Annotated in this window: 26 protein-coding genes and 1 pseudogene; 11 read left to right on the top strand and 16 right to left on the bottom strand. The window is 22.8% G+C overall.

Translation table 4 applies throughout. From position 1 onward, the window contains the following. Positions 1-38: 38 nt before the first annotated feature. A complete protein-coding gene (locus ACQH25_RS03710; RefSeq protein ID WP_425380747.1) occupies positions 39-932 on the bottom strand; it encodes a TIR domain-containing protein in 894 nt (297 codons plus the stop codon). A 325-nt stretch (positions 933-1,257) separates the two neighbouring features. Here ACQH25_RS03710 and thyA point away from each other — a divergent pair, with 325 nt between their 5' ends. The 3 genes from thyA to ACQH25_RS03725 are packed head-to-tail and all read left to right on the top strand — an operon-like array spanning position 1,258 to position 3,355. Then, positions 1,258-2,127 carry a thymidylate synthase gene (gene thyA / locus ACQH25_RS03715; RefSeq protein WP_425381847.1) on the top strand — a complete coding sequence of 290 codons (870 nt, stop codon included), beginning with the start codon at positions 1,258-1,260 and terminating at the stop codon, positions 2,125-2,127. Further along, positions 2,127-2,615, top strand: coding sequence for a dihydrofolate reductase (locus ACQH25_RS03720; RefSeq protein ID WP_425380748.1), 489 nt, complete (start codon positions 2,127-2,129; stop codon positions 2,613-2,615). Before thyA ends, ACQH25_RS03720 begins: the two co-directional genes overlap by 1 nt. A gap of 2 nt (positions 2,616-2,617) precedes the next feature. After that, positions 2,618-3,355, top strand: coding sequence for a lysophospholipid acyltransferase family protein (locus ACQH25_RS03725; RefSeq protein ID WP_425380749.1), 738 nt, complete (start codon positions 2,618-2,620; stop codon positions 3,353-3,355). A 283-nt stretch (positions 3,356-3,638) separates the two neighbouring features. On the opposite strand, the pseudogene mgtA reads toward ACQH25_RS03725, so the two are convergent. Both mgtA and ACQH25_RS03735 read right to left on the bottom strand, forming a co-directional pair. Further along, positions 3,639-6,350 (bottom strand): annotated as a pseudogene (gene mgtA, locus ACQH25_RS03730) (magnesium-translocating P-type ATPase). Between the two features lie 59 nt (positions 6,351-6,409). After that, positions 6,410-6,541 carry a hypothetical protein gene (locus ACQH25_RS03735; RefSeq protein WP_425380750.1) on the bottom strand — a complete coding sequence of 44 codons (132 nt, stop codon included), beginning with the start codon at positions 6,539-6,541 and terminating at the stop codon, positions 6,410-6,412. Positions 6,542-7,046: 505 nt separating this feature from the next. On the opposite strand from ACQH25_RS03735, the gene ACQH25_RS03740 reads away from it, so the two are divergent. From ACQH25_RS03740 to ACQH25_RS03765, 6 genes are all read left to right on the top strand, one after another. Further along, positions 7,047-7,634, top strand: a complete 588-nt coding sequence (locus ACQH25_RS03740; RefSeq protein WP_425380751.1) for a hypothetical protein — start codon at positions 7,047-7,049, stop codon at positions 7,632-7,634. Next, positions 7,634-7,807 (top strand): hypothetical protein, encoded by a 174-nt coding sequence (locus tag ACQH25_RS03745; protein ID WP_425380752.1) that lies wholly within the window; start codon positions 7,634-7,636, stop codon positions 7,805-7,807. The genes ACQH25_RS03740 and ACQH25_RS03745 overlap by 1 nt, the downstream gene beginning before the upstream one ends. Then, positions 7,791-8,426: a PD-(D/E)XK nuclease family protein gene (locus tag ACQH25_RS03750; protein WP_425380753.1), complete on the top strand. Its 636-nt coding sequence runs from the start codon at positions 7,791-7,793 to the stop codon at positions 8,424-8,426. Before ACQH25_RS03745 ends, ACQH25_RS03750 begins: the two co-directional genes overlap by 17 nt. A gap of 108 nt (positions 8,427-8,534) precedes the next feature. Then, the gene (locus ACQH25_RS03755; RefSeq protein WP_425380754.1) at positions 8,535-9,404 is read left to right on the top strand and encodes a recombinase RecT; all 870 of its coding nucleotides are present in this window, start codon (positions 8,535-8,537) and stop codon (positions 9,402-9,404) included. Positions 9,405-9,791: 387 nt separating this feature from the next. Further along, positions 9,792-10,289, top strand: coding sequence for a hypothetical protein (locus tag ACQH25_RS03760; protein ID WP_425380755.1), 498 nt, complete (start codon positions 9,792-9,794; stop codon positions 10,287-10,289). Further along, positions 10,279-10,557, top strand: a complete 279-nt coding sequence (locus ACQH25_RS03765; RefSeq protein ID WP_425380756.1) for a hypothetical protein — start codon at positions 10,279-10,281, stop codon at positions 10,555-10,557. Before ACQH25_RS03760 ends, ACQH25_RS03765 begins: the two co-directional genes overlap by 11 nt. Before the next feature lie 141 nt (positions 10,558-10,698). Here ACQH25_RS03765 and ACQH25_RS03770 read toward each other — a convergent pair whose 3' ends face one another. Genes ACQH25_RS03770 through ACQH25_RS03805 form a run of 8 tightly spaced genes read right to left on the bottom strand, consistent with a single transcriptional unit; the run spans position 10,699 to position 16,964 of the window. After that, entirely contained in the window at positions 10,699-11,043 is a 345-nt protein-coding gene (locus ACQH25_RS03770; protein WP_425380757.1) for a hypothetical protein, read from the bottom strand. Between the two features lie 3 nt (positions 11,044-11,046). After that, positions 11,047-11,565 (bottom strand): hypothetical protein, encoded by a 519-nt coding sequence (locus ACQH25_RS03775; protein ID WP_425380758.1) that lies wholly within the window; start codon positions 11,563-11,565, stop codon positions 11,047-11,049. 31 nt (positions 11,566-11,596) lie between these two features. Beyond that, positions 11,597-13,171 carry a hypothetical protein gene (locus ACQH25_RS03780; protein ID WP_425380759.1) on the bottom strand — a complete coding sequence of 525 codons (1,575 nt, stop codon included), beginning with the start codon at positions 13,169-13,171 and terminating at the stop codon, positions 11,597-11,599. Next, positions 13,171-14,070, bottom strand: a complete 900-nt coding sequence (locus ACQH25_RS03785) for a hypothetical protein (RefSeq protein ID WP_425380760.1) — start codon at positions 14,068-14,070, stop codon at positions 13,171-13,173. The genes ACQH25_RS03780 and ACQH25_RS03785 overlap by 1 nt, the downstream gene beginning before the upstream one ends. A gap of 1 nt (position 14,071) precedes the next feature. After that, on the bottom strand, positions 14,072-14,908 hold the full coding sequence (locus tag ACQH25_RS03790) for a hypothetical protein (RefSeq protein ID WP_425380761.1): 837 nt from the start codon (positions 14,906-14,908) through the stop codon (positions 14,072-14,074). Next, positions 14,874-15,164: a hypothetical protein gene (locus tag ACQH25_RS03795; protein WP_425380762.1), complete on the bottom strand. Its 291-nt coding sequence runs from the start codon at positions 15,162-15,164 to the stop codon at positions 14,874-14,876. The genes ACQH25_RS03790 and ACQH25_RS03795 overlap by 35 nt, the downstream gene beginning before the upstream one ends. 3 nt (positions 15,165-15,167) lie before the next feature. Beyond that, positions 15,168-16,499 (bottom strand): hypothetical protein, encoded by a 1,332-nt coding sequence (locus ACQH25_RS03800; RefSeq protein WP_425380763.1) that lies wholly within the window; start codon positions 16,497-16,499, stop codon positions 15,168-15,170. A 12-nt stretch (positions 16,500-16,511) separates the two neighbouring features. Next, the gene (locus tag ACQH25_RS03805; RefSeq protein ID WP_425380764.1) at positions 16,512-16,964 is read right to left on the bottom strand and encodes a hypothetical protein; all 453 of its coding nucleotides are present in this window, start codon (positions 16,962-16,964) and stop codon (positions 16,512-16,514) included. Between the two features lie 292 nt (positions 16,965-17,256). On the opposite strand from ACQH25_RS03805, the gene ACQH25_RS03810 reads away from it, so the two are divergent. Both ACQH25_RS03810 and ACQH25_RS03815 read left to right on the top strand, forming a co-directional pair. Then, positions 17,257-17,889 (top strand): type II toxin-antitoxin system antitoxin SocA domain-containing protein, encoded by a 633-nt coding sequence (locus tag ACQH25_RS03810; protein WP_425380765.1) that lies wholly within the window; start codon positions 17,257-17,259, stop codon positions 17,887-17,889. Then, positions 17,876-18,289, top strand: a complete 414-nt coding sequence (locus ACQH25_RS03815) for a hypothetical protein (RefSeq protein WP_425380766.1) — start codon at positions 17,876-17,878, stop codon at positions 18,287-18,289. Before ACQH25_RS03810 ends, ACQH25_RS03815 begins: the two co-directional genes overlap by 14 nt. 134 nt (positions 18,290-18,423) lie before the next feature. Here ACQH25_RS03815 and ACQH25_RS03820 read toward each other — a convergent pair whose 3' ends face one another. From ACQH25_RS03820 to ACQH25_RS03840, 5 genes are all read right to left on the bottom strand, one after another. After that, positions 18,424-18,585, bottom strand: coding sequence for a hypothetical protein (locus ACQH25_RS03820; RefSeq protein ID WP_425380767.1), 162 nt, complete (start codon positions 18,583-18,585; stop codon positions 18,424-18,426). A gap of 78 nt (positions 18,586-18,663) precedes the next feature. Further along, the gene (locus tag ACQH25_RS03825) at positions 18,664-21,651 is read right to left on the bottom strand and encodes a hypothetical protein (RefSeq protein ID WP_425380768.1); all 2,988 of its coding nucleotides are present in this window, start codon (positions 21,649-21,651) and stop codon (positions 18,664-18,666) included. Beyond that, positions 21,569-22,933 carry a phage portal protein gene (locus ACQH25_RS03830; RefSeq protein WP_425380769.1) on the bottom strand — a complete coding sequence of 455 codons (1,365 nt, stop codon included), beginning with the start codon at positions 22,931-22,933 and terminating at the stop codon, positions 21,569-21,571. Before ACQH25_RS03830 ends, ACQH25_RS03825 begins: the two co-directional genes overlap by 83 nt. Then, positions 22,920-24,428, bottom strand: coding sequence for a hypothetical protein (locus tag ACQH25_RS03835; RefSeq protein WP_425380770.1), 1,509 nt, complete (start codon positions 24,426-24,428; stop codon positions 22,920-22,922). Before ACQH25_RS03835 ends, ACQH25_RS03830 begins: the two co-directional genes overlap by 14 nt. Beyond that, a complete protein-coding gene (locus tag ACQH25_RS03840) occupies positions 24,412-24,786 on the bottom strand; it encodes a hypothetical protein (RefSeq protein WP_425380771.1) in 375 nt (124 codons plus the stop codon). The genes ACQH25_RS03835 and ACQH25_RS03840 overlap by 17 nt, the downstream gene beginning before the upstream one ends. Positions 24,787-24,882: the final 96 nt, after the last annotated feature.

Consider the following 24,882-nt stretch of genomic DNA (forward strand, 5'->3'; position numbering starts at 1 on the left):
AGAACAAAGTTCTCATTTTTAATTTATTTCTTTTAAAATTAAAGACTAAGAATTGATTTGCTTTTTTTTATTTTTTGATTTTGCAGTTCTGATTCTATTGCTGCTAGATTTGCTTTTTCAATTTTTGTTTCTGCAAATAATAGTTGATTATTTTTATTTTTTTTATAATAAAATTGATTTTTATTTTCATTATTTTTGTTTGGACAATCTTCTGAATTATCTTTTTTACGTAAAAATGTTAAATTAAGTAAAAATGTTAAATTAAGGGTAGTTAAAAATTTATCAAATAAATTTTTATTTTTTAATTTATTTTTTACTATAGTTAGATGTTCTAATGTTTGTTGTTTATTAATTTCATTAGCTTTAATAAGTGATTGAAATAATATAATTTCATTATTAGTTTTAATTTCACTTTCATCAAGTAACTTTTTTAGTTTTATTATATTTGAAAAAACTTCATCAAAACTACTAACAATTGGATAATCACTTTTTACAACTTCATATATTCTTTTTCCAGAATTTGCTTTAGTAATTAAAGAACGATAATTAATAACTTCATCATTATCAGAAATAAATTCTTTTTTATTTTTTTTAATAAATTCACTAGTTTCAAGTATGATTAAGCAATTTATTTTAATTCTTCTGCTTAAACTACCATATTTACTTAATGAGGATTCAATTTCTCAATCAATATGTTTTCTACATTTAGTATGTGTTCCTAAAATAAGAATTGTAATACTAGTATCTTTTAAATGTTGTTCTCTAATAATTTTAGCAATTTCATTATCTGGTCAACTAGGTTCAATATCTCCCATTTTTACCGACATGTCTTTTATATCTAAAAATGTAGCATAATTATTAATTAATTGTGCTAACTTATTTTTCTCTTCTTGCTCTCTCTTGTGATGGTATGAAATGAAAATTTTTCTCATTATAATAACTCCTTTTTTTTCTAAATATTTTAAAAATTATGTTTTACAATTTATAAATTTAATTATAAAACATAATTAATGCATTTTTCGTAATATTTTTAATTTTTTAACTTTATTTTAATAAAATTTTATTAAAAAAGTAAGATAAAAAATGCTTACTTATATAAGCAGTATATGTTATTGCTGTGATTATTATTGATATGATAAAAATAAAAAAATGTAAAATATATTTTACAATATATATTAAATAATAAAATTAAAATTAAGATAAAAAATGTTTTTTGTTAAAATATAATTGTTTTAATTTAGGAAAGAGGTAATGAAGATGAAACAATACTTAGAATTATGTCAATATGTTTTAAAAAAAGGATATCAAAAAACTGATCGAACAGGGACAGGAACGATTTCCACTTTTGGTTATCAAATGCGTTTTGATTTACAAGCAGGTTTTCCAATATTAACTACTAAAAAAGTTCATTTTGCTTCAATTGTTCATGAATTATTATGATTTATTGCTGGTAATACTAATATTGAATATTTAGTTAAAAATAATGTTCGTATTTGAAATGAATGACCTTATAAAAAATTTGTAGCAAGCAAAAAATATCAAAATGAAACTTTAGAAGAGTTTGTTACCAAGATCAAAAATGATCATCATTTTGCTCTTGAATTTGGTGATTTAGGCCCTGTTTATGGCAGACAATGGCGTAATTTTAACGGTATTGATCAATTGCAAGAATTAGTAATAAATTTAAAAAATAATCCTTTTTCACGAAGACATATTTTATCAGCATGAAATCCGGCAGAAATTAAAGATATGGCATTACCACCTTGTCATACTTTAATTCAATTTTATGTTTCTGAGGATAAAAAATTATCTTGTCAATTATATCAACGTAGTGCTGACATTTTTTTAGGTGTTCCTTTTAATATTGCTTCTTATGCTTTATTAACAATCATGTTAGCTCAGGTATGTGGTTATCAATTAGGAGAGTTTGTTCATACTTTAGGTGATGCTCATATTTATAGTAATCATTTATTACAAATTAATGAGCAATTAACTAGAAAACCAAAGTTACTACCAAGATTAGTTATTAATCCAAACATTACTAATTTATTTGCTTTTAAATTTGAAGATTTTAAGTTAGAACAGTATGATTCCTATCCATTAATTAAAGGTCAAGTTGCAGTATAATGGTGGTTTTAGTTTGAGCAATGACTGCAGCGAGAGTAATTGGTATTAATAATAAATTACCCTGAAAAATTAAAGCAGAAATGCAATATTTTCAAAGTATTACTTTAAATAAAAATGTATTAATGGGGGCAAAAACATTTGAAAGTATTGGCAAACCATTAAAAAAACGTTACAATATAGTTATTACTAATCATCAAGAACGTTATCAACATTTTCAAAATGATAATAATATCACTTTTACAAATGATGTTATTTCATATTTAAAACAATATCAAGGTAATAAAAAAGCAGATATTTGTGTTATTGGTGGTGCTACCATTTATCAACAAGCATGAGATTATGCTGATTATTTGTACGTGTCAGTTATTAAGAAATCGTATGATGGTGATCTTTTGTTTCCTATTAGTAATTTTTCTGATTTTAAATTAATTAAAACAACAGAATTTACAGAATTTGTCGCTAATGTCTATCAAAGAAAGGAAAAATAATAGTGAATATTTGAAAAGCAATTTTAACGTGACCTTATTTATTGCAAACCTATAGTAAATCGGGTGCTATGACAAGAAAGGTATTAAGAGATCCAAGTTTAGTTCCTGAAGCAAAGCGATATGTTTGATTAAAAAAACGTGTCCGTTATATTAAATGATTATATAATGTGAAGTTAACTGTTCATAATCTTGAAAATTGACCAAAAAGAAAAGGTTGTGTCATGGTTGCTAATCATCAGTCAAATTTTGATCCGTTATTAGTATTATCAGTAAATGATTATAGTTTACATGCACCTTTAGGTTTTATTGCTAAAGCAGAATTAAAAAAAAATCATTTAGCACGAAGATTTATTTTTTTAATTGATGTTTTATTTATTGATCGTAATAATCCACGAACAGCTGTTACTGCTTTTCAAGAAGCAAAGGAATTAATTAGAGTGCCTCGTACAATGATGATTTTTCCTGAAGGAACAAGAAGTCATCACCAGCAAATGCAAGAATTTAAACCAGGGGCTTTAAAAATGGCATATCAAGCTTATGTACCAATTATTCCTGTTACTATTATTAATTCTTATCAAATTTTTGATCAAAAATATAAAGGTAAAAAAGATATTCATCTTATTTTCCATCAGCCAATAGAACCAAGTGAATTTATTAAACTATCAACTGATATTTTATCAAAACAAGTATTTAACATTATTAAAAAAGGAATTGATGATTTTAATAATAAAAAAATTTAAGATAATAAATTTTTGTTTGATATTTTGTGTTGCTAGTTAGGTAAAATTTTATGACAGTAATTATTAGAGAAACTGATAGATATCAAATTACAAAAATAATTATTAATAGTAGCATTTTAATAAACTGTTCTTTATTTCTAAATTTAAAGTGAAAAACCCATTTATTTATTTTTTAAATAAATAGGTTAAAAACTTATTTTAAGTTTAAAAGAATTATATCATAGTATTTATTTCGATATTTAATATCGATAATTAACGTTTAAGTTTGTCAAATTATTAATATTTATAATCACTTTTTAAATATTTTAATGTATCCCATTTTCAAGATCTGACTTAATATACAATAACTAATAATAATGGCAAAGACAATAGGAATATAAATTGGTGGTGGTCCAACCATATTCATTTGTTGACCAAGATGAGTATAAGGTAAACTTAAACCAATTGCACAAATAGCGATTACCATAACATTTACTGGTCAAGTACTATGACTTTGGATAAAAGGAATTTTTTCGGTTCTAAACATTTATACTACTAGTGTTTGTGTTAATAAACCTTCAATAAATCATCCGGAGTTGAACATATTAATATTTGCAACAGATGGATTAGCAAAAATGCCAAAGCCAAATCCTAAGATAGCAAAGGTGGAAATATCAAAGATACTACTTACAGGTCCATTAATAAAAGCAAACGGTAACATTCCTTTTGGATTTCAACGTTGTGGTTTTAATAAAAATGATTTATCAACCCGATCAAAGGCAATTGTAAATTGTGAAATATCATATAATAAATTTTGAAATAATAACTGAACTGGTGACATTGGTGCAAAAGTAAATCAAGCTGATGCTACTAAGACACTAAGAACATTACCAAAATTAGAAGCAATTGTGATTTTAATATATTTTAAAATATTACCAAAAATACGTCGGCCTTCAGTAATTCCTTTTTCTAAAACTAATAATGATTTTTCTAATAAAATAATATCAGATGCTTCTTTGGCAATATCAGTTGCATTATTAACAGAAATGCCAACATCAGCATTTCTTAACACTAAAGCATCATTAATACCATCACCAATAAAACCAACAACATGATCATTACTTTTTAGGGTGTTAATAATTTTTGCTTTTTGCAGTGGGTTTAATTTAACAAAAATATTATTATTTTCAACAATTCTTTTTAATTCGTATTTAGTTAGTCCCGTTAATTGTTCACCAGAAATTAAACCATTAATTTTTAAATTAATACGATTGCAAATTGCTCTTGTTACTAATTCGTTGTCACCAGTTAATATTTTTAAATCAACACCTTGTTTTTTTAATAATTTTATCATTTTTGTGGCTGTTGGTTTTGGTGTATCAAGAAAAGTGACAAAACCAAGAAAAATTAAATTTGTTTCATTTGTTTCATTATATTTTTTATTAGTAAGATTTGTGTTTTCATATGAGACAGCTAAGACACGTAATCCTTGTTCATTTAATTTTGCTATTTTTGTATTAATCATTTTTATTAAATCAGGATTTAATGGTATTACTTTATTTTGATAAAGGATGCGATTGCATGTCTTAATAACTTCTTCAACAGCACCTTTGCAAATTAATTTTTTATTATTTGATTTGTCTTGTAAAACAATTGTTAATTTACGACGATTAAAGTCAAAAGGAATTTCATCAATTTTATGATAATAATTACTTGTATTTTTGAATTGATTTTGTTGACCAAATTTGATAATGGCATTATCGATTGGATTTTTAATTCCTGTTTGAAAATAACTATTTAAATAGATAAATTTAATTAAATCATTATTTGTTTTATTATCTAATGTTATATAATTTACTACTTCAATATTATCATTAGTTAAAGTACCAGTTTTATCGTTACACAAAACATCAATTGCTCCTAAATTTTGAATAGCAGCTAATTGCTTAACAACTACTTTTTGTTTACTCATTTTACTAGCACCTCGTGCTAGATTAGAAGTAACAATCATTGGTAACATTTCAGGAGTTAAACCAACAGCAACCGAGATTGAAAAAATAAATGCTGCTGGTCAATCACTTTTTAAAAGGCCATTAATAAGTAACACAATTGGTACCATTACTAACATAAAACAAATTAACATTAAAGTAACACGTTTGATTCCTTTGGAAAAACTACTTAATGGTCGTTGTTTAGCTATTGTTTCGGCAATAGTAGCAAAGTAGGTATTAGTAGCTGTTGCTAAAACAATAGCAATGGCACTGCCAGCAACAACACTTGTTCCCATAAAACAAATATTTTGTAAATCAAATAAGTTTTGATATTTAGGATCATTAATAGCATGTTTTTCAGCAGGTAATGATTCACCTGTTAATGATGATTGATTAATAAATAAATCGTTACTTAATAAAATTTTTAAATCAGCAGGAATTAAATCACCAGCTGATAAATAAACTAAATCACCAGGCAATAAGTTATTAACAGTTATTTCTTGTGCTTGTTTAATGATGTTAATTGCGTTTTCTTTATTGATTTGCTTAACGTTAATATTACGAATGACAGTAGTGGTATTTGTTACGAGGACTGTTAGATGTTTAGTGATGAAAAAAGCACGGATTGCTTGGATATAAATTAAAGTACCACTTAATAAAATCATCGTGCCAACGATAATTGCCGCAACTAATGAATAAATTGAAGCATCATTTGTTGTGAAATAAGAAACTAAATTATAGCTAGTAATGATTGATAAAATGATATTAAATGGACCAAAATATGCTTTTAAAAATTCTAAAATTCAATTAAATTTTGTATTTTTAAAACTATTAATGCCATATTTTTTTCTTCTAATTTCAATTTCATCATCTTGTAGACCAAAATTAGGTAATGCTAATTTTTTTAATAATTGTTTTTGGTTAAGTTGTGCAATTTGTTTAATATTATCACCATTTGTGTAGACTAACGGCTTTTTAAAACTAAATTGTAACTTAAAATGTATTTTGTTTAAAAAAAACTTCATGATTTCTTTATCTCCTTCTTTAAGACTTTTAAATAAGGATTAAGAAAATTATTAACACACTAAAAAAATATTTTATTGAAAAAAATACTAGGAGAATATTTAACTGAATCTTTATTTAAAAGCATATTTTTAAAACTACTAATATTAATATTAGTATCATTTTTATTATGAATGGAACCATCATCAGTCATGAATATCACTCTCCTTTATCCTTTAACATTTTAACATTTTTTTTAAAAAAAGATAACTCTTTTAAAGAGCGTATAAAGTTGATGGATAGAAATAAAATAACACTGAACAATAGAAATATTGTTCTTTTTTATTATTAACACGCTTTAAATATCTACTACACGCAGTGACCAAGTAGGAGAAAGTTAATAATTAAGAAATATATATTTGTTAAAGATTAAAACTTAATAAACTGTCGTAAGAAAAATAAAACACTGTTGGATTTAGTCCTATTCTTATATCAGGATAAAAGGCTTCTAATGTTAAGCAAGTTAGAAAGTAACAGTATATCGCTTAATGTAATTGTTGTTAATAATTGAATAGCCATATTGGCTCAGTAAATAACCCTATTAACATGTTGATTGTTACATTATTATTAATTAAGAAAAAGGGGGTTTTTATATATATACACACTCTACTAAATATATCATAACATTATTTTTTGTAAATGAAAGGAATTAATTAAAAATGAATCAATTAATTAATATTGAAAATTATAATATTAAAGAATATAAAACAGAAATTGAATCTTTTTATAAAAATTTAAAACAATTAATAGTAGAAGTAATTAATCTTAATGATAAAATTCCTTATTTAGAAAGTTATATAAAACAATCTAATAAAGATATTATTAATGAAATTGATTTAAAAGATAATAAAAAAATATTAGATACTATTAGTTTAGAATTTAAAAATATTGAAAATTATAATGTAATTATTAAAAAACAATTAAATAATTGAAAATCAGTATTTGCTGGACAAAATGGTTTAGATACTTTAATTAAAAATAAAAAAGAAGAATTATTATTACCAGTTAAACAAAAACAAATTGCTTATGATAATCAAATTAAAGAAACTAAAACATTAAAAGAACAAAGTAAAACTAAAACTATATTAGGTCTTAGACAATATACTACTTATAAAATATTAAGTATTGATGCAGATATTCTTGATAAAGAATATTGAATAATTAATGAATCAGCAATATTAATTGCTTTAAAAAGTGGTATTGAAGTTAAAGGTGTAACTTTTGAAGTAATAAAGGAGTATAAATAATGAAAGCAAAAAGATATAGAACTCCTAAAAATAATAATAAAATATTAAAACATAGATTTAATGTATATCTTAATGAAAATGAGTTTCAAAAAGTAAAAGAATTTTGTCAAAGTAAAAATATAAAAATATCTGCTTTAGTTAGAAAATTAATTAATAATGTCATTGATTTTTAATAAAAAAACACATCAGTATTTTTTAAAAGATAAAGAATTATTTTCAGTTTCTAAAATACTTGATAATTATCTTGGATCTAGTTATGACAAAATTCCTAAAGAAATTTTAGAACCAGCAATTATTAAAGGTAATATTGTACATAAAGTAGCAGAATTATATTTTAAAAATATTAATAATGATAATTTAGTAAAAAAAATAAAAGATAAATTAGTTAATAATAAATTTAATGAAAATATATTAAGTTATTGTTTGACATTATTAAATTTTTTAGAAAAAAAATTTACTGGAAATTTAGAGACAATTAGTGAACAAATGTTTAATGCAGATGTTGTTGCTGGTACACCAGATTTAATTTTTAAAAATAAATTAGATTTATATACTATTATTGATTTTAAAACTTATAAAGTTATGAGTAAAGTATTAAAAATTAAAGCAGAATTACAATTAACAGCATATTATTGACTTTTAAAAAATAATGGTTTTGATTTATCAAATATTAATTTTATTTGTTGGGTAAAAGAAAAACAAATTGAATTAATAAAAGTAGAAATAACAAAAGAAAAATTACATGAGTGAGAAATGGCACTTGCTTTATGAAAGGAAAAGTGACATGAATAAAAATAAAGAATTAAATGAAATTTGAAAAGTACTTTGTAAAAACCAAGAACAAATAAATTATATCTTAAAAGAAATTATAAGAATTAATAAAGCAAAAGGAGAATAAATATGAATCAATTAGTTATTAAAAATATTCAAAATGGAAATGTAGAAAAATTTATTAAAAATAAAGGTATTACTAATAATAATGAAATACAAAAATTTAAGTCAAATGTTTTAGCAATTGCTAATCAATTTGGATTAGAAAAAGCAAATCCAGAAACAATAGTAGCAAGTTGTTATCAATCAGTATTACTTAATTTACCATTAGAAAAAAACTTTGGATATTGTTATGTTGTTCCATATTGAGATAGTAATACTAAAGTAAATAATGCTCAATTTCAAATGGGATATAAAGGTTATATTCAATTAGCATTACGTAGTCAGCAGTATAAAAGAATTAATGTTATTGATGTAAGACAAAATGAAATTAAAAAAATAGATTATTTAAAAGATGAAATAAAATTTAAATTTATCTCAAATCCATTAGAAAGATTAAATGCAAAAATAGTAGGTTATTGTGCTTATTTTAAATTAAAAAATGGTTTTGAAAAAACTTTATATTGAACTAATGAACAAGTAGAAGAACATTTTTTAAAATATTCAAAAACTTATGCTAAATCTAAAAAGTTTGCTGTTGCTAGTTTTGAAGATATGTCTAAAAAGACTGTACTAACTCAATTATTAAGAAGATGGGGAATAATGACTACTGAATTACAAACTGCTTATGAATCAGATCAAGCAGTACTTATTAATGATGAAAAAATATATATTGATAATCCAAATAATGATAAAAATAATGAGTTTGTCCCAGAAAGTGATAAAAAATCAACAATAAAATCAAAAGATGAAACAGTTACAACTAATTTTGAACCTCCTACTAATAATTTTAATTTTGAAGAACAACAAGATATTATTGATAGTTTATATTTAGATTAAAAAATAATATAAGGAAAAAATAATATGTTCTGGTGAGAAAAATTAATTTTAGTAATACCATTATTAATAATATGTACCACAATTCTAATAGGAACAGTAATTATATTATTGGGTATGAAAAAAGATAAAAATAATATAAAAGAAATAGTAAAGGAGAATAAATAATGTGTAAAGAAAGTGAGTTAAGATATACTTTACTTCATCAAAAATTAATGCTGACTAAAAATTTAACACCTAATGAATGAAAATAATATAGAAATTTAAAAAATAAGGAGAAATAATAATGGGTTATTGAACATGATATCAATGTACATATTGTGGAGAAAAATTAATAGGTGATGAAGAAAATATAAAGCATTCTAAAAATCATAAAAAGGAAAATAAATAATGACTAATTATTTACTTTCAATTGATCCCAGCATTAAAAATACTGGAATAACTTTATGAGAAAATAAAAAACCAATATGGGTAAGTAGTTTTAGTTTTAAAAAATTTAATAATGATGAATGAAAAGAATTTAAACATGCAATATATAGAGACCATTTTTGAGAAACAAATTTAATTATAGAACGCGGGACTTTTAATCCAAAATTTGGTAAAGGTAAAGAAACATTAGATCATCTTAGGGGTTTTATTGCCGGGCAATTTAACAAATTATTAACTAAGGATATGTTAATAAGTCCTAGTTCATGACAAAATTGATATATTAAAGAATTTCTTGTCTTTTTTGAAAATGATAAAAAATGAACAAAAAAACATTCATTAGAAATTGTACAAATAATTATTACTGAAAATAATTGAAATATAAAAGTTAATAATCATGATGAAGCAGATAGTTTATTAATTGGCTGATATTTTTATAGGAAAATAAATAATGAAAACTAAATTTGTTAAAATTAAATGTATGGCTAAAAATTGTGATATTAAAATTGAAATTAAATTAAAACGTACTTGATATTTAGAAAATAATAAAAGAGTCTATACTTATATTAGAGATAATTTATTATCTTTTTGTAATTTTCATACAGAAGAATTTAAAAATGCTTTGGCAGAAATGAAAATTAAAATTCATAAAGATATTATTAATAAACAATTAAAAGAAGAAATTAATAATCAAGTAAATAAAGAATTAAATAAATATAAGGAAAATTAACAATGATATTAATGATTAAAAATTTATATATAATATAGATTTTTTCTTTACTTTTAATAAAAAAATGATAAAATATTTTAGTCCTCTGACATTTTTGTGTAAAATATAACAAAAAAAAACACCTTAATTGGTGTTTTTAATTTAAACGATTTTAAATTTTGTTGCTTTTTTCTTATCTTTTTCACTCAACTCTTTCTTTTTAGATTTTTGTGCTATTACAAAATTATCTATTTGTTCTTGTTCTACATTAAAACTATCTAATAATTTTGCTGTTTGAGTAGAATCTAATTGTAAATGAGAATTTAATTGTTTAATATTTGCTTTAATAAATTCTAATTCTTTATTATTTTTTAATTCTTTTGCTAAATTAGATTGTTTTGATTTTTTAATTGATTTACCAAATAATAAAAATCCTAATGTAATAATTATTCCACTGGCAACTGCTCCACTTAATACTGCTGATATTAATTCTATTGAAAAATTCATTTTTTATTCCACCTTTTCTATTTTATTTGAATGTTGTTTACATAAATGACATTCTTTTTTATGCGTTTTAATTTGTTGATATTGATATATTAAATAAGGACTTGTAATAATAATTGGTATTGTTATTAATGCATATTTAATTAATTTTCCATAATTCCCTAATTTGGTAATAAGATTTAAGCCAATATGACCAAACATAGGAAATAAAGTTAATATTAAATGGTCTGGCCACGTAAAATTATATTCATTAGTATAATTTCCTATTCCCATTTCTATTGGTATTTTAGGTATTAATCATGGTGTTATTGTAAAAAATAATGTTATTAACATCCCTATAATATGACTAGTTATTTTTAAAATATTTGATATTAAAATTTTAATTTTATCAATATGAGAACTATTTTTAGATAATCATATTTTTTGTTGTCTTTTAAATTCTTTATTACTATATGACCAAGGATTAATAGTATTTCATATGCCGATTGGTTTAATTGGTTTTTCTAAATCAATAATAATTATCACCTACTTTTTTTCATTTAAATTTTATTAACATTTAATCACCTCCTTGTAATTCTTCTAATTTTAAAAGTTGACCATATTGAAATTTTCCTGAGTTACTAATGGTATAAATTGTATTATTTTGTAGTTGTAAAGAAACCATTATTCTATTATTAACATTATCTCAATCCAAAGATTGAATATCTGTATTTAATTCACCATATAAAAATTCTTTACAAATAAAAATATATTTTTTACTACTTATTTGATTTTCAAAATTATAATAAATTTTATATTTATTATTTGGTTTAAAATCATATTGAATATGATTTATATTTAATTTTGTTCCAACTTCTTTTCATTTTGAACTATTTGGTTGCTTTTCTAATATTTCATTAATTGCTTGTAATAATTTTTTATTTTTTGTTTTTAATAATTTATATTCATTATTTTCAAATAAATCTTTACAAAGTAATGAATTTTCTTCATCATGTAATGTAATTTCATTTGTTTCAGTATTATATTTAAAATATTTATTTGCAAATTTTTTATCTTTTATTTTTGCTTTTAATTCATTAATAGCACCAACAATAGTTTTATCTGTTGTTTGTAAAGCAGGATTATCAGTACCAAGAGCATTTACAGCAAAAGCATATTTAAATTTATCGATATCTACTTTATTTTCTAATTTTTTATCAATATATCTTTTATTAGCAGCATCATCTTCTAATTTTGGATCACCAACTCGTGTTAAATTTCAACCTTGTAAATTAATATCTCTTGCTCATTTTAAATTAGCATCAGTACTTGTGCTATTTCATATACTATCTCTACTATTATTTTTTATTTCATTAATAGCACCACTGACAGTTTTATTATTTGTCTGTAAAGTATCATATTCTGCTTGATTAATTAAAATATTAGAAACATTATTATTTAGACTAATAACTTTTTCTTTTTGACCCATTTTACCATCGACAAGTTGCATACTATCATTACTAAAATATTGGGTAAATAATTCTTCAGTAGTTAAATTATCAATACTTTTAATATTATTAGTATCAATAGTAATAGTAGTACCTATAATACCAATAGGATTAGTTTTAATAATTTTAGTTCTAACATCATTACTTTGTAAATTTGTAATTCTTAAATATGATTCAAAAAAATTATTATCATTTTTTGCACTAATAAAACTATTACTTTGATATGGTTTAACATTAATAGCAAAACCTTGAAAAGTTAATCTTTCTTTAATTTTAGATAAATTAATATATACTTCTGGCACAATATAATAAGGATCATTAGGGTTAGTTTGTTGATAAGTAATACCACCTTGGGCAATACTTGCTTGTGCTCTCATATAATCTACACCTTTACCAAGAATAAATCTTACTTGATGAGCAGTTGCCGTTTGTACAATATCAGTAAATTCTGTAGGTTCTAATTCTGGTCATTTAGTACTAATATTATTACCACTAGCATAATTAACACAATCACTAGCTTGAGTAATTGCTAATCATATATCATTATCTGGTGTAGTAATATCATCAAATAAAGTATTATTAAAATAATTACTTTCTTTAAATTCTTCTACTGTGATAAACATTAAGGGATTTTTAATAGCCATTATTTATTTCTCCTATTAATACTATATTTTTTATAAGTATTTTTATTTTTATAAATTGAATAACCAATATTTTTAAAAGTACTATTTTTATTAGTAGTAAATATTGTTCTTCTTACATCTCGATATGCTTTACTTCCAATTTCAGAACTAGATAATGTTTTATATGTTTTAAGTCTAAAAAAACCACGTTCTAATCGATTAATAAAGGCAGAAGTTTTTAAAATATTAATATTTTTTGCTTGTAAAACATAATAACTTTTTCTTCCTTTAGTAATATCTAAAGTATCTTTAAGATTTTTCTTTACATATGCTCGTAATTGACTTGGTAATCAACTTCTTAATCAATATTTTCAAAAGATACTACCAGCACCAGAACCATTTTTACCCCGTTGTTGTGTCATTAATACTCATATTTCTTCGGGAAATGATGGATAAGTATAAGGACCATATCAACGTTTATTTTTACTTGTATCACTTTGAAATAAACCAGTTAATAATCCAGATTTTAATTGTATATTTGATTTATAAAATGTACCTTTTTTAAATCAAGAACTAGACAATATTACTCAATCTTGACTATCTTTATTTAATTCTGCTTTATTTAATTTTTCTTTATTTTCTTTTGTAACACCTTTTTCAGAAAATTTACTTAATTTATTAATAATTGAACGTAAATATTTAATTTCATCTGGAGTAATAATATTAAGTAATTTTTTTAATATATTTGGATTAAAAATACTATATGGTTGATCTAATTCTTCTTTACTCACATTTTCATTTTTTAAAGTTTCTTGAAAATCTTTATTTTTAAAATAATCTTTTAATAAATCAAATATTAAAATTCTAATATCATTACTTGCTAACATATAATAAATTAATTCTATTATTTGTGGAATCATGTTATAAACTCATATGATTATAATCTCAATTTAATGAAGTATTATCATTATTTACTGGTACTTCACTCATATTATCACTACCATATTGACTACTTGTTTCACTATTAATAGTAAATCTATCATCATTAATTAATCTTGTTGTTTCATTTGTAAATGGTGTTTCTTGCATTTCAGTATTATTATGTACTGTTTCCATAGGTAATAAATTATGAATAATTTCACTTATTCCTGCAATAATAGTAGGTATTGCATAAGCATTATTAAAATCGTTATTAATCCCCATCGCAACACCACTACTAATTAAACAACCACCAGTTGCCATATTTGCTATTTTTCGTATCGTTGCAAATTTATTAGGTATTAATTCAGTTAAACCATTAATAACATTGGTGATACCATAAGCATTTAATGAAATGTAAGTATCTCAATCCATTAAATGATTATTAGTAGTATTATCATTACTAAATAATAAATCTGGTGGAAAAGGATTTACTGTGGTTGTAATTATTGGACTTTCTGTTGGATTAGGATTAATTGAATTATTAGTAAATTTACTATAATTTGTTAAACCAATTGTTCCTAATCCTAATAATATTTTTTTACTACTATTAATTAATTTAGTTTTAGTGGTTGGTTTTTGATTCAAGTTTCAAATATCTAAACCTAATTTTTTACCAAATAATAAAGAATTAATTGAACCTAATATGGGATTAGCAATTACTTGCCCATAATATGCACTTGTACCAATCATTGCACAAATAGGACTAATTCCCGTTCTTATTAATTTAGTTAAAGTATAATTATTATTCAATGGTATAATCTCAGCATGTTGTGGCATGTTTATTTTCTCCTTTTAATAATTGATTATTTTTTTTAATTTGAATTATAACTTTTCCTTTACAAATAATATTATCTCCAACTAATACTGCAAAATTATCATGAACATTACTTACTATAAAATAATCATTTCTTAATTCTGGAAATTCATAAAGTAATATTGCTCTTATATCTTCACTAGTATTTAATTCTTCTGGCTTTGGAGAATTAATAATAATTTTTGTTTTTTTATTTATAAAATTATAAATATATTGCATAAATTAAGCCTTTACTGCTTCATAATTAATGACTACAAAACCTTTATATAAAGTATCTTTATCTTTTGCAGTAATAGTTGCACTTGTATTTGTAATTTCAGTAATATCGACATGACCAGTTGTATATGATAAATTTTTAGACTTAATAGCATTTTCTAATTCTTGTAAAGTAATTTTATCTCCAGTAATAGTAATTTTTCCTAAATCAGTAATATAAATTAAATTTTCTAAATCAATTATAAAATTATCAAAATCAGCAATTTTATAAGTTGCAGTAGATTTATCTTGAACTTTTGAATATTCTAAATTTTGTGCTTGTGTTATTTCTGCTATTGTAGGCATAATTGCTTGAATAATATATTGTAAATGTCCTCTAATCATTGTTGGAACACTATATAATGCTTTACAAATTCATTTTAAATTACCAGTTTCGTTATCAATTACTTGTCGAATAGATTGAAAACTTGTCGGCATAGCAACAGCATTTTTATGAATAAAGGCACTAAACATTTTTCGTAAATCAAATGTTTTTTGTAAATGTAAACCTGTTTCTGTACCATGTTGAAATATTTGTTCTAAATAAAATGATTTCATTAAATCAGTACCAAAAATACTATCTTTATATAATTGTCCAGTTACTACAGTATCAGCAGCAATTGCAGCATAATTTAATTTTTGAAATATTTTTGTAAATTGTAAATAACTTGTAAAACCAACTGCACCTTTAATATCTGTTAAATTAACTCCAACTTCTGCTTTAGTTACTTTTTTAATTAAATTATTATTTTTATTACCAATTATATAAAATGCTTCTAATGCACTATCTGGTGTTAAATTAAGTAAATTAATAGGTAATACTTGTGATTTAGCAATACAATAATCTTTAATACCAGTTAAAAAAATTGCTTCCATAACAAATAAATAAGATTTAATCATTGAAGAACTTCATTCAGCAATTAATGTTGCTCTAATATTTGGATCACTTGCTAAAAATCTTTCCATATCAAACTCTTCAACTCTTCATTTTAAAGTTAATTTTTGATCCATATATACTGTTGTTGATTTTGCTTGTGTTCATTGATTAACTGCACCAGTAATCGGGTCATAATCACTACCTCAAGTAATACGTTCAGCAATCCGAAAAATAGCAGTACCTATACCATTTAATGTTGCTATTTGATCAGCAATTGCTGATGTTCTAAAAAACATAGTATTAGCATCATTATTAAGTACTCCTCTAACTTGTGCTTCAGCAATACTTAAAATAGCATTTTCAGTTTTACTATTACCACCAATAGTTAATGCTCTTACTGGGTCAATATATGTTGTTGCCATATTTTATTCTCCTTACTTTATAGTAGAGAATAATTGTTTTGCAAATTCCTTTAATTCTTCTGGATTAGTAATACCAGTAGTTTTAGCCTTTTCACTTAAACTTTTTTCTTGTTGTAATTTATTAACTTCATCTAATTTTAATAAATCAGCAAAATTAAAATATTGTGTTTTATCTTCTTGATTATTAGAATTATCAGAATTTTTAAAAATCTCTACATATTCATTTTTAATTTTATTTAATGCCTCTGATTTTGATAAATCTTTATAATTTGGCAATAATGATTTAGCAAGAGTTACTTGTTTTTCATTTAAACCATTAAATAATGATTTTTCTTCATACTCTCTTATTTTTGGCTCAAATTCTTTTTTAACTTCTTTAAAAACAAAATTTCGGTGTTGTTCTAATAAAGTATCAAATTCTTCTTGAGTATAATTATCTTTTTTATTATAATTAAAATTTTCCATTTTAAACTCCTTTTAATAATCTATTATTAAGCAAATAGTCATGCTGTTTTCATATATATTATAACATTATTTATAATTTTTATAAATAACTATTGCATAAAAAAATAAATCATTATATACTTTATTTATAAAAAAATAAATTATTATATAAGTTTTAGTCCACTGACATTTTTGTGTAAAATAAAAAAGATAAGTATAATGGAACGAATACTTATCTTTTTTTTAGTTTAGTTTATAATTATAGTATTATTAATAATAAAGTAATTATTAAAACAAAAAATAGGTGATAAAAATGGAAAATAAAATAAATAAAAAAAACTTAGCAGAATTTTTAAGTATTCCATTAATTGAAGCTACTAAAATAGAAATGGCAATATTATATTTATTAGGAGAAGCAAACGAAAAAAGTAAAAAAATTTATAAAACAATTATTTATAAATTTATTTCTTTTTTAGAGTTAAGAGCAACGCAAAAATATGCTAATCATTTTTTTATGATGGATTTTGTTGCTTGAGAATGAGGTTCAGTTCCATATAGTTTTATGAAATATGTTGATGAATATAATAATACATTTTTATATTTTGATTATAAAAAAACACTTGATAATAAAATTATATTTTCTTTAAAAAATAATAATGATTATAAAAAATATTTTAATTGAGATTATTTTTCTGAAATTGATAAAAAAATATTAATTGAAATAACAGATTTTATTTTGGAAGATAATAAAACAGTTAAAGAACTTAGTAATATTATTCATGAAAAAAGTAGGTCTTGACAATTTTTTTGAGATAAAAGAAAAACTAAAAAACAAAATAAAATGAATTTTTATTTAGATATAAAGTTTGATAATGAAGATGAAGAAGAAAAAAAAGAAATAATTAATTTTTATGAAGAAAGTTGTTATAAAAATGATAAATATTAATGGTACAAATTTTTATCTTTTTTATGATAATAAAAAAATATTAAAAAATAAAAAATCTTATTTATGTCCATTAATTAAAATTGATGAAAATAATATTATTTTTATTAGAATAACTACTAAAATACCAGAAAAATATGAAAAATATTATGTAGAAATTGATACAAAAGAATTAGATATAAAAGAATTAGATAAAGTTTCATATATAAGATTTGATAGAAAATATAGTGATATACATATTGTTAATATTGCAGATATATGAAAAGATTATCAAGGAGTCACTTATAATGAAATATTTGAAATTAAATACATACCATTAATACTAAAAAGTGCTTTGAATTGTAAATATATTTCTCCAATGTATTTAAAAATAATAAATGAAGAATTAAAAAAGTTACCATAAGGTAACTTTTTAATTAGGTTAACACCTAATTATAAATTTATAACTAATAAATAATAAAACATCTATAACTTACCCTATTTAACCCATTAGGTAAGTATTTTATATACATTAATATTTAAGATTATATGGTAATATTATTTTCATACAGTAAATGCAGTAATTAAAAAAGCAACAGTTATCATTAAAACTATTGTCGATATTATAACAATAGTAGTTAAAGCAAATTTATTATTATAAATTTTATCAATAAATTTTTCTTTTTTTATTTCATGAATGTTAACATTTTCTGTATCCATAATTTAACCCCCCTTTATATTAATTATACTAAAACTTAATTAAAACTTAATTTAACTAAGTTATATTAATAATAACAATTATCTTATATTTAGTGTTATTTTATATATATTTGCTTTAATACTATTAATATAAATTTTAGCGTATGCTTTATTATCTTCGCTCATTTTTTCTCTAACATATCATACATTTTCAATTTTTCCTAATGTTGCTTGTAAATAAAAATCTCATTTAAAATTTTTATTATCTACTATACAAAAACCTAGTGCTTTATTATTTTCATATTTAATATTTCAACCACCAATATTACCATTATCATTTATAGCAAATTTATAACTATTTAAAATATAATTATTACTTGTATAACCATAAGCCGATGATATCCCACTTTCACTTTCTAAATGTATTAATTGTTTTCCATAAATATTAGGACTTCAACCAGCAATAAATAAGCCATTTATTGGTTTATATTCTGTAAAAATTAAATCTTTTAACAATATTTCTTTAAATCCATTTTGTTTTTTTGGATTAAAAAAATTTTCATTTACAGAAAAATTAGTATATCAGTCTCCAAATAAACCTGCAATAGAATTATTATGAATTTCTTCTTTTGTTTCAATATCATAATCATAATAAATTGTTATACTTTTATAATAACGTTGTAAATCATTAAAAGTATTAATTAATAATGTAGGGTCTAATAATGATTTTAAATCAACTTCATAATTAACTAATTTATTTGAATTATTTTTTAATCATTCATCAGTATTATTTACTGTTTTAGAACTAGTATCAATGGTTAAATCGATATTATTTGCTATCATTTCTATTTTTAAATCTGGATTAATAATAATTTTTTTTGCTATATTTTGTGGACTTGGTGGTAATATACATGCTGGATAATTAAATGTTGTTTTTTCTGTTTCACTATATTCATCATGATTAGTTTTATATTGAGTTAATCAATTAAAAGCATTACTAGTTAATGAACCAGTATTTTTATATCGATATTGTGCAATTGATATTTCATTATAATCACCTTGATAAGTATATGGATTATCACTATAAAATGTATGTATTTCTTCACCTTGATGAAGTGATTGCGTTATTATTGTATCAATAATATAAGCATAATTAGCACCATCTATAACACCATTACTTGTAGGATTTCATTGTGTTGCTTTATCTTCATTAGTTAATGGTGAAGCGATATCTAAAAATTCTGTATCTTCTGCTAAGATATAAACTTTATCATTTTTCTTTTGTGATAAATCAACAGTACTAATTTGTTCTTTTGTAGTTAATTTTTCACCAGTTTTGGCATTTCATGGATAGACACTAATTCTATCAGTTAATTTCATTAACATCGCCGTGGTAGAAACATTAGCACCTAACATTTTACCAATAGCAAAATCACTATCATTAGTAAAGGTATTTAATGGAATTAAACCACCATTACCAATAATACTTTCTAAATTAGAAGCAAAAAAAGCAGACATAAAACCATTAAAATATAACATTTTTTTATATTGTTGTGAATTTTGAGTAATAATAAATCCTACTGGTATCCCTAAAGTTAAAGAATTTAATAATTTACCTACTAATGGAATACTTGATAAAGCAAATGGTAATCATTGATTACTATCATAGGGCATTTGTACTAAGGGACTAAATACTACACTATTAAAATTTAAAATAGCAGACATATATTTTTGACTTATTTTACTATAATCAACTGTTGGTGAACCAATAATTAAATTAGTATCTGGATCTTTATATTTAAAATTACTAGACATATCTACATTATATTCACCTTTTAAATTATTGATATTTCATTCACTATCTCAAAACATTTTTGCTTCACCAATTGCTGTACCATTACTTTTAATTGCTTTATCTTTATCAAATGCTAACATACCTTTAAAATCTTTTGTGACAAATAAATTTGTTTGGATATTTAATTTAGTAGTTAGTCATTTTGTTCAATCTTTAAAATTAGTATATCCAGTAGGTCTTGCATCCATGATATTATAAAATGTTGTTTCGGGATGACTACTAGTAGTTATTTGATCATTAATACCAGCAAATAAACCACCATTATTTTTAATATTAGTTGTCGAATGGTCATTATTACCAGCAATAAATAATCTTCTTGAAGCAAATACTTTACTTTCAAATATTTCTTTTGTTCCTTGTTGTATAGGTTCTTGTCCTTGTATGATTGGTCTACCATAATAATAACAACTTGCTAATAATTCTAAGCCATAACTTTGTCGGTGACTATATCTTACTCCGATATCACGCATTAAAGTACGATTTAAAGTAACTATACCATTTTCAATAGTAGGAAAAGCATAACCACTACCAGGACTACCATAATTAATAAATCCTAATGTAGTTTGTCCACTAGCTTGTAAGTTATCATTAATACTACTAAATGTGATAACTTGCATACTAAATGCTTGATTATATGGACTATAATAATTTGTTACATTTGAAATATATAATAATTGTCGATCTTGATTTTTATCTTTACCACCTATATTTTCATTTTTATTATTAAAAACAGTAAAAAATTGTAAATAATCATCAACTGTAATTTGTTCTTCAAACATTACTAATGTATATTGTCTTTTAGTACTAATAGTTTTAAATATAGTTTGACCAGTTAAATTATTAAAATCAACGCCACTATTATCTTCGATAAGATAAGCATTTCAATAATCACCAATGTTATATTGTTTTGTATAAAATTCATCTTGTCCAGTAATTTTATTAGTATTTGGGTCGATTATACCTTTATTTTTTTGATATATTTTCGTACTATTTTTTCAAATAACTACTACTGGAGTATTACCAGTTAATATTAATTCATATTGTCCAAAATCAGTAATTTTACTATTAATAGATTTATATCCAGTTTCAGTTACAGGAATTACACCATTATTAATGGTAAATGGAAATATTTTTCATTGTGAACAAGTTTTAATTTTTGCTTGTTGTAATTTTAACGCCAGATGTGCTTGTCTTGCTGTTATCTTTCAAATTGCGTTGTTCATCATTGCCATTATTATCACCTAACCTTTTCATATCTTTTTCTTGTTCTTTATCAATTTCTTTAACGATACTTTTTGCTTGTAAATTATTAACATGTCTAATTTGACCAATAGCTTCATGTCTGGCAATTAATCCATAATCTAATTGAAATTGTAATAATTCTTTTTGTTGTAATTGGTCAGTCATGGCAATCGGTAAAAAATCAAAAGAATAAGGTCTTTCTTTCTTGCCATCTCAATATTTATTATGTATCATTCAGATATCAATTAATCTTTGGATATAAGGTTTATAATGAGCAATTTTAAATTCTGTTGTTTCCATATCTAATTTATTATTCATTAATGATTTAGTTTTATTTTCATAATTAACACCACTAAATTCTTCATAATCATAACCAGCACCATTATATATACTTTTCATTGTGCCATTATAATCTATAAAGTATTCACTAAATTTAGGAGCACCTTGTACTACTTGGACACCACCTTTACCAACAGTATCATAATCCATACTACTAACTTCAATAAAAGCATCTGCTATAAATTCTGATATATCACTTTTACCCATTAATAAATCTAATAATTTTTCATTTGAAACTTTACCATAAATACGAGTTTGATTTAATACTCGTTCTTTTCTTTTTTGTTTAATAATATGATTGACATCATTAATTAAATCTGCTACTGGCATACAATCTGGATAACCATTAAATGTAGTTGATTGACCAAATAATAAAGGATTTGGTAAATTTGTTATTTCTACTATTGGTAAAAAACCAAATGGATTTTTTAAATTATATTCTAAATCTGGTTCATTTTCTGGCATAACTTTCGAATGAGTTGTACCTAAGATAATTTCTTTATCAATTGCATTAAATATTTTTACATTTACTATTTGTGGCGTAATAGTAATTCATGTCAAAGTTTGATTATCTGCTTGGACATTTGTAAAAAATAATTCTGCTGATTGTTCTTGTTCATTAATTTTTGCTACGCGATTTATAAAACTAGGACTTGGTACTGTTAATGATATTGAACCATCTTTATTTAACATTCAAAATAAAACACATCTCCCTAATAAACTATTTTTAATAAGAAATTTTGCTAATTTTTCAAATCATTTATCTTTATAATAAAAATTATTTCAATCATTTAATAATTTTTCATCTTCACTTTGTAATAATAATCCTTTACCAAGAACTAAACGTGTACTTTTTTGTGCAATAATTCTTGGTATATCTAAATATCAATTTCTTTTATCTGCTAAATAAAAATTAGTATTATATAAATCCATTTTCTAATTCACTCCTTTTCTTTGCTATTAATAAATCATTTCCTATACTACTTTGTAACGCTCTCATCTCAGACATAAACATATAACAAATACTATCAAAAGTATCATCATGTAAATCTAACATTTGTGGTTGATTATTATTATTTTCAAGTTTTGGTTTTGCTAATCATTGGATTAAACCTAATTGTCTTTTTGTATTAGGACAATTATTTCAATCAATACTTACTATTCCTTTAATTAAAACAGCAGTTAATCAATCAATACGGTCTCTTATATAATAATTTTCTTTAATAACAGCATTAAATGATAATCAAGTAATATATTTATCTTTAAGTATTTTATTTGCTACATCAATAAATGCTTGTCCACCATTACCATAATCAGTAGTAACTATTAATCTTGTTTGCTTCATTCTTGGGAATTCATAAGCTACATTAAGATAAAAATTAATTATTTCATGAGCTAATTGAAAAGTATCTTTATATTGCATGGCATGTTGACCTGCAAAGCTTGCATTGGAATGAAAATATTCTTTATAGACATGTGCTTTTGTTTTTGTTTGATTTAAAAAACCAATATGAGCACTTGTTGGATGACCAGTTATACTAGTTGCCATACCAATATCTAAACCAGCACGAAAATAATAGGGTTGAAAATCTAATTGTGTTTTAACTAAATTTAATATTCTGGCAAAGATAGCACCAGTTAATACACTAGGGACACCATCATATCAAGATTGTGCTTTTATTGGATCTAATACTTTTAATTCTGCTAAATTATTAATTATATTTTCTGATAAATATTGTTTATTTAATTTTCAATTTGAATAATGAAATAATTTTAATATATTATTTTCAATTATTGATTTTATTTGTTCATTATTTTTTTTCATAATTTCTAAATTATAAGGTACACGATTATTCATATATTCAATATGATATTGATATATATTATCTGGATTACAAGTTGTTATTTTAATTCTTTTTTTAGCATTACCAATAGCAAAAGTAATTGCTTGAAATTCTTGTTGTGTTAATTCATTTGCTTCTTCTTCTCATTCTATTATTAAATCAAATCCTTTTATTTCACTTCTAGAAAGACCTTTAAGTGGTATTCTATCATTAGAATTAGAATAAACACCCATAACTCTAATAAATGACTTTGTCCCTTTAAATCTAAAATCTGCTTGTTTATTTGGATATTTTAAATTAAAATCTGTATAATCTTGAAATCCAGCAGAAATAAATGATTCATATACTTCTTTAACTAAATCATTAATATCTTTATTTAATTTTTGAAAACCATATATCGCAACTTTTTTATTTTTTTTAAGAGCAATGGCAAATAATATAGGTAATATCATTGCGACACTAAATGTCTTACCTGAGTATCTACTTCCACTTAAATTATATTCATCATGTGTAAAATCAACTTCATCTAATAATCAATAAACTATTTCATATAAATAAGTAAATTCGTTATTCATTACTGTCATTGTCAATTTTCCTTATACTGGGTAAATTAATAATAATATTACTATTTGCTTCTTGGGTTTCAATATTTGGTAAATCAAAATCATTAGGATGAGATAGTCGTCAATGTTGATAAATTATCTCTGGTTTAACAAGTGCTTTTTCTAACATATGAGTAGAAATTTCGGCACGTGCTTTATCATAACTTTTTAAAAATTTACGTTGTCATGGACTACTTCTGCGTCGGCAATCATATACAAATTTTCTATCGATATCAAGTGCATTATTTAAACCTTGTGGAGTTAAGATTTTTTTTTGAGTTCTTAAATAATTACTTATTTTTGTATCGTAATCTCCTAATTCTTTACGTTTTGCTGGCATGATATTACTCCTTATTTATAAATATTATAAATAAATTATATCATTTTATGTTAGCATTATAAATGCTAACATAGATTTAAAAAAGAAATGGAGTGA

It is taken from the genome of Spiroplasma endosymbiont of Polydrusus pterygomalis, from assembly GCF_964030825.1.
In the GTDB taxonomy this organism is placed as follows: Bacteria; Bacillota_I; Bacilli_A; order Mycoplasmatales; family VBWQ01; genus Spiroplasma_E.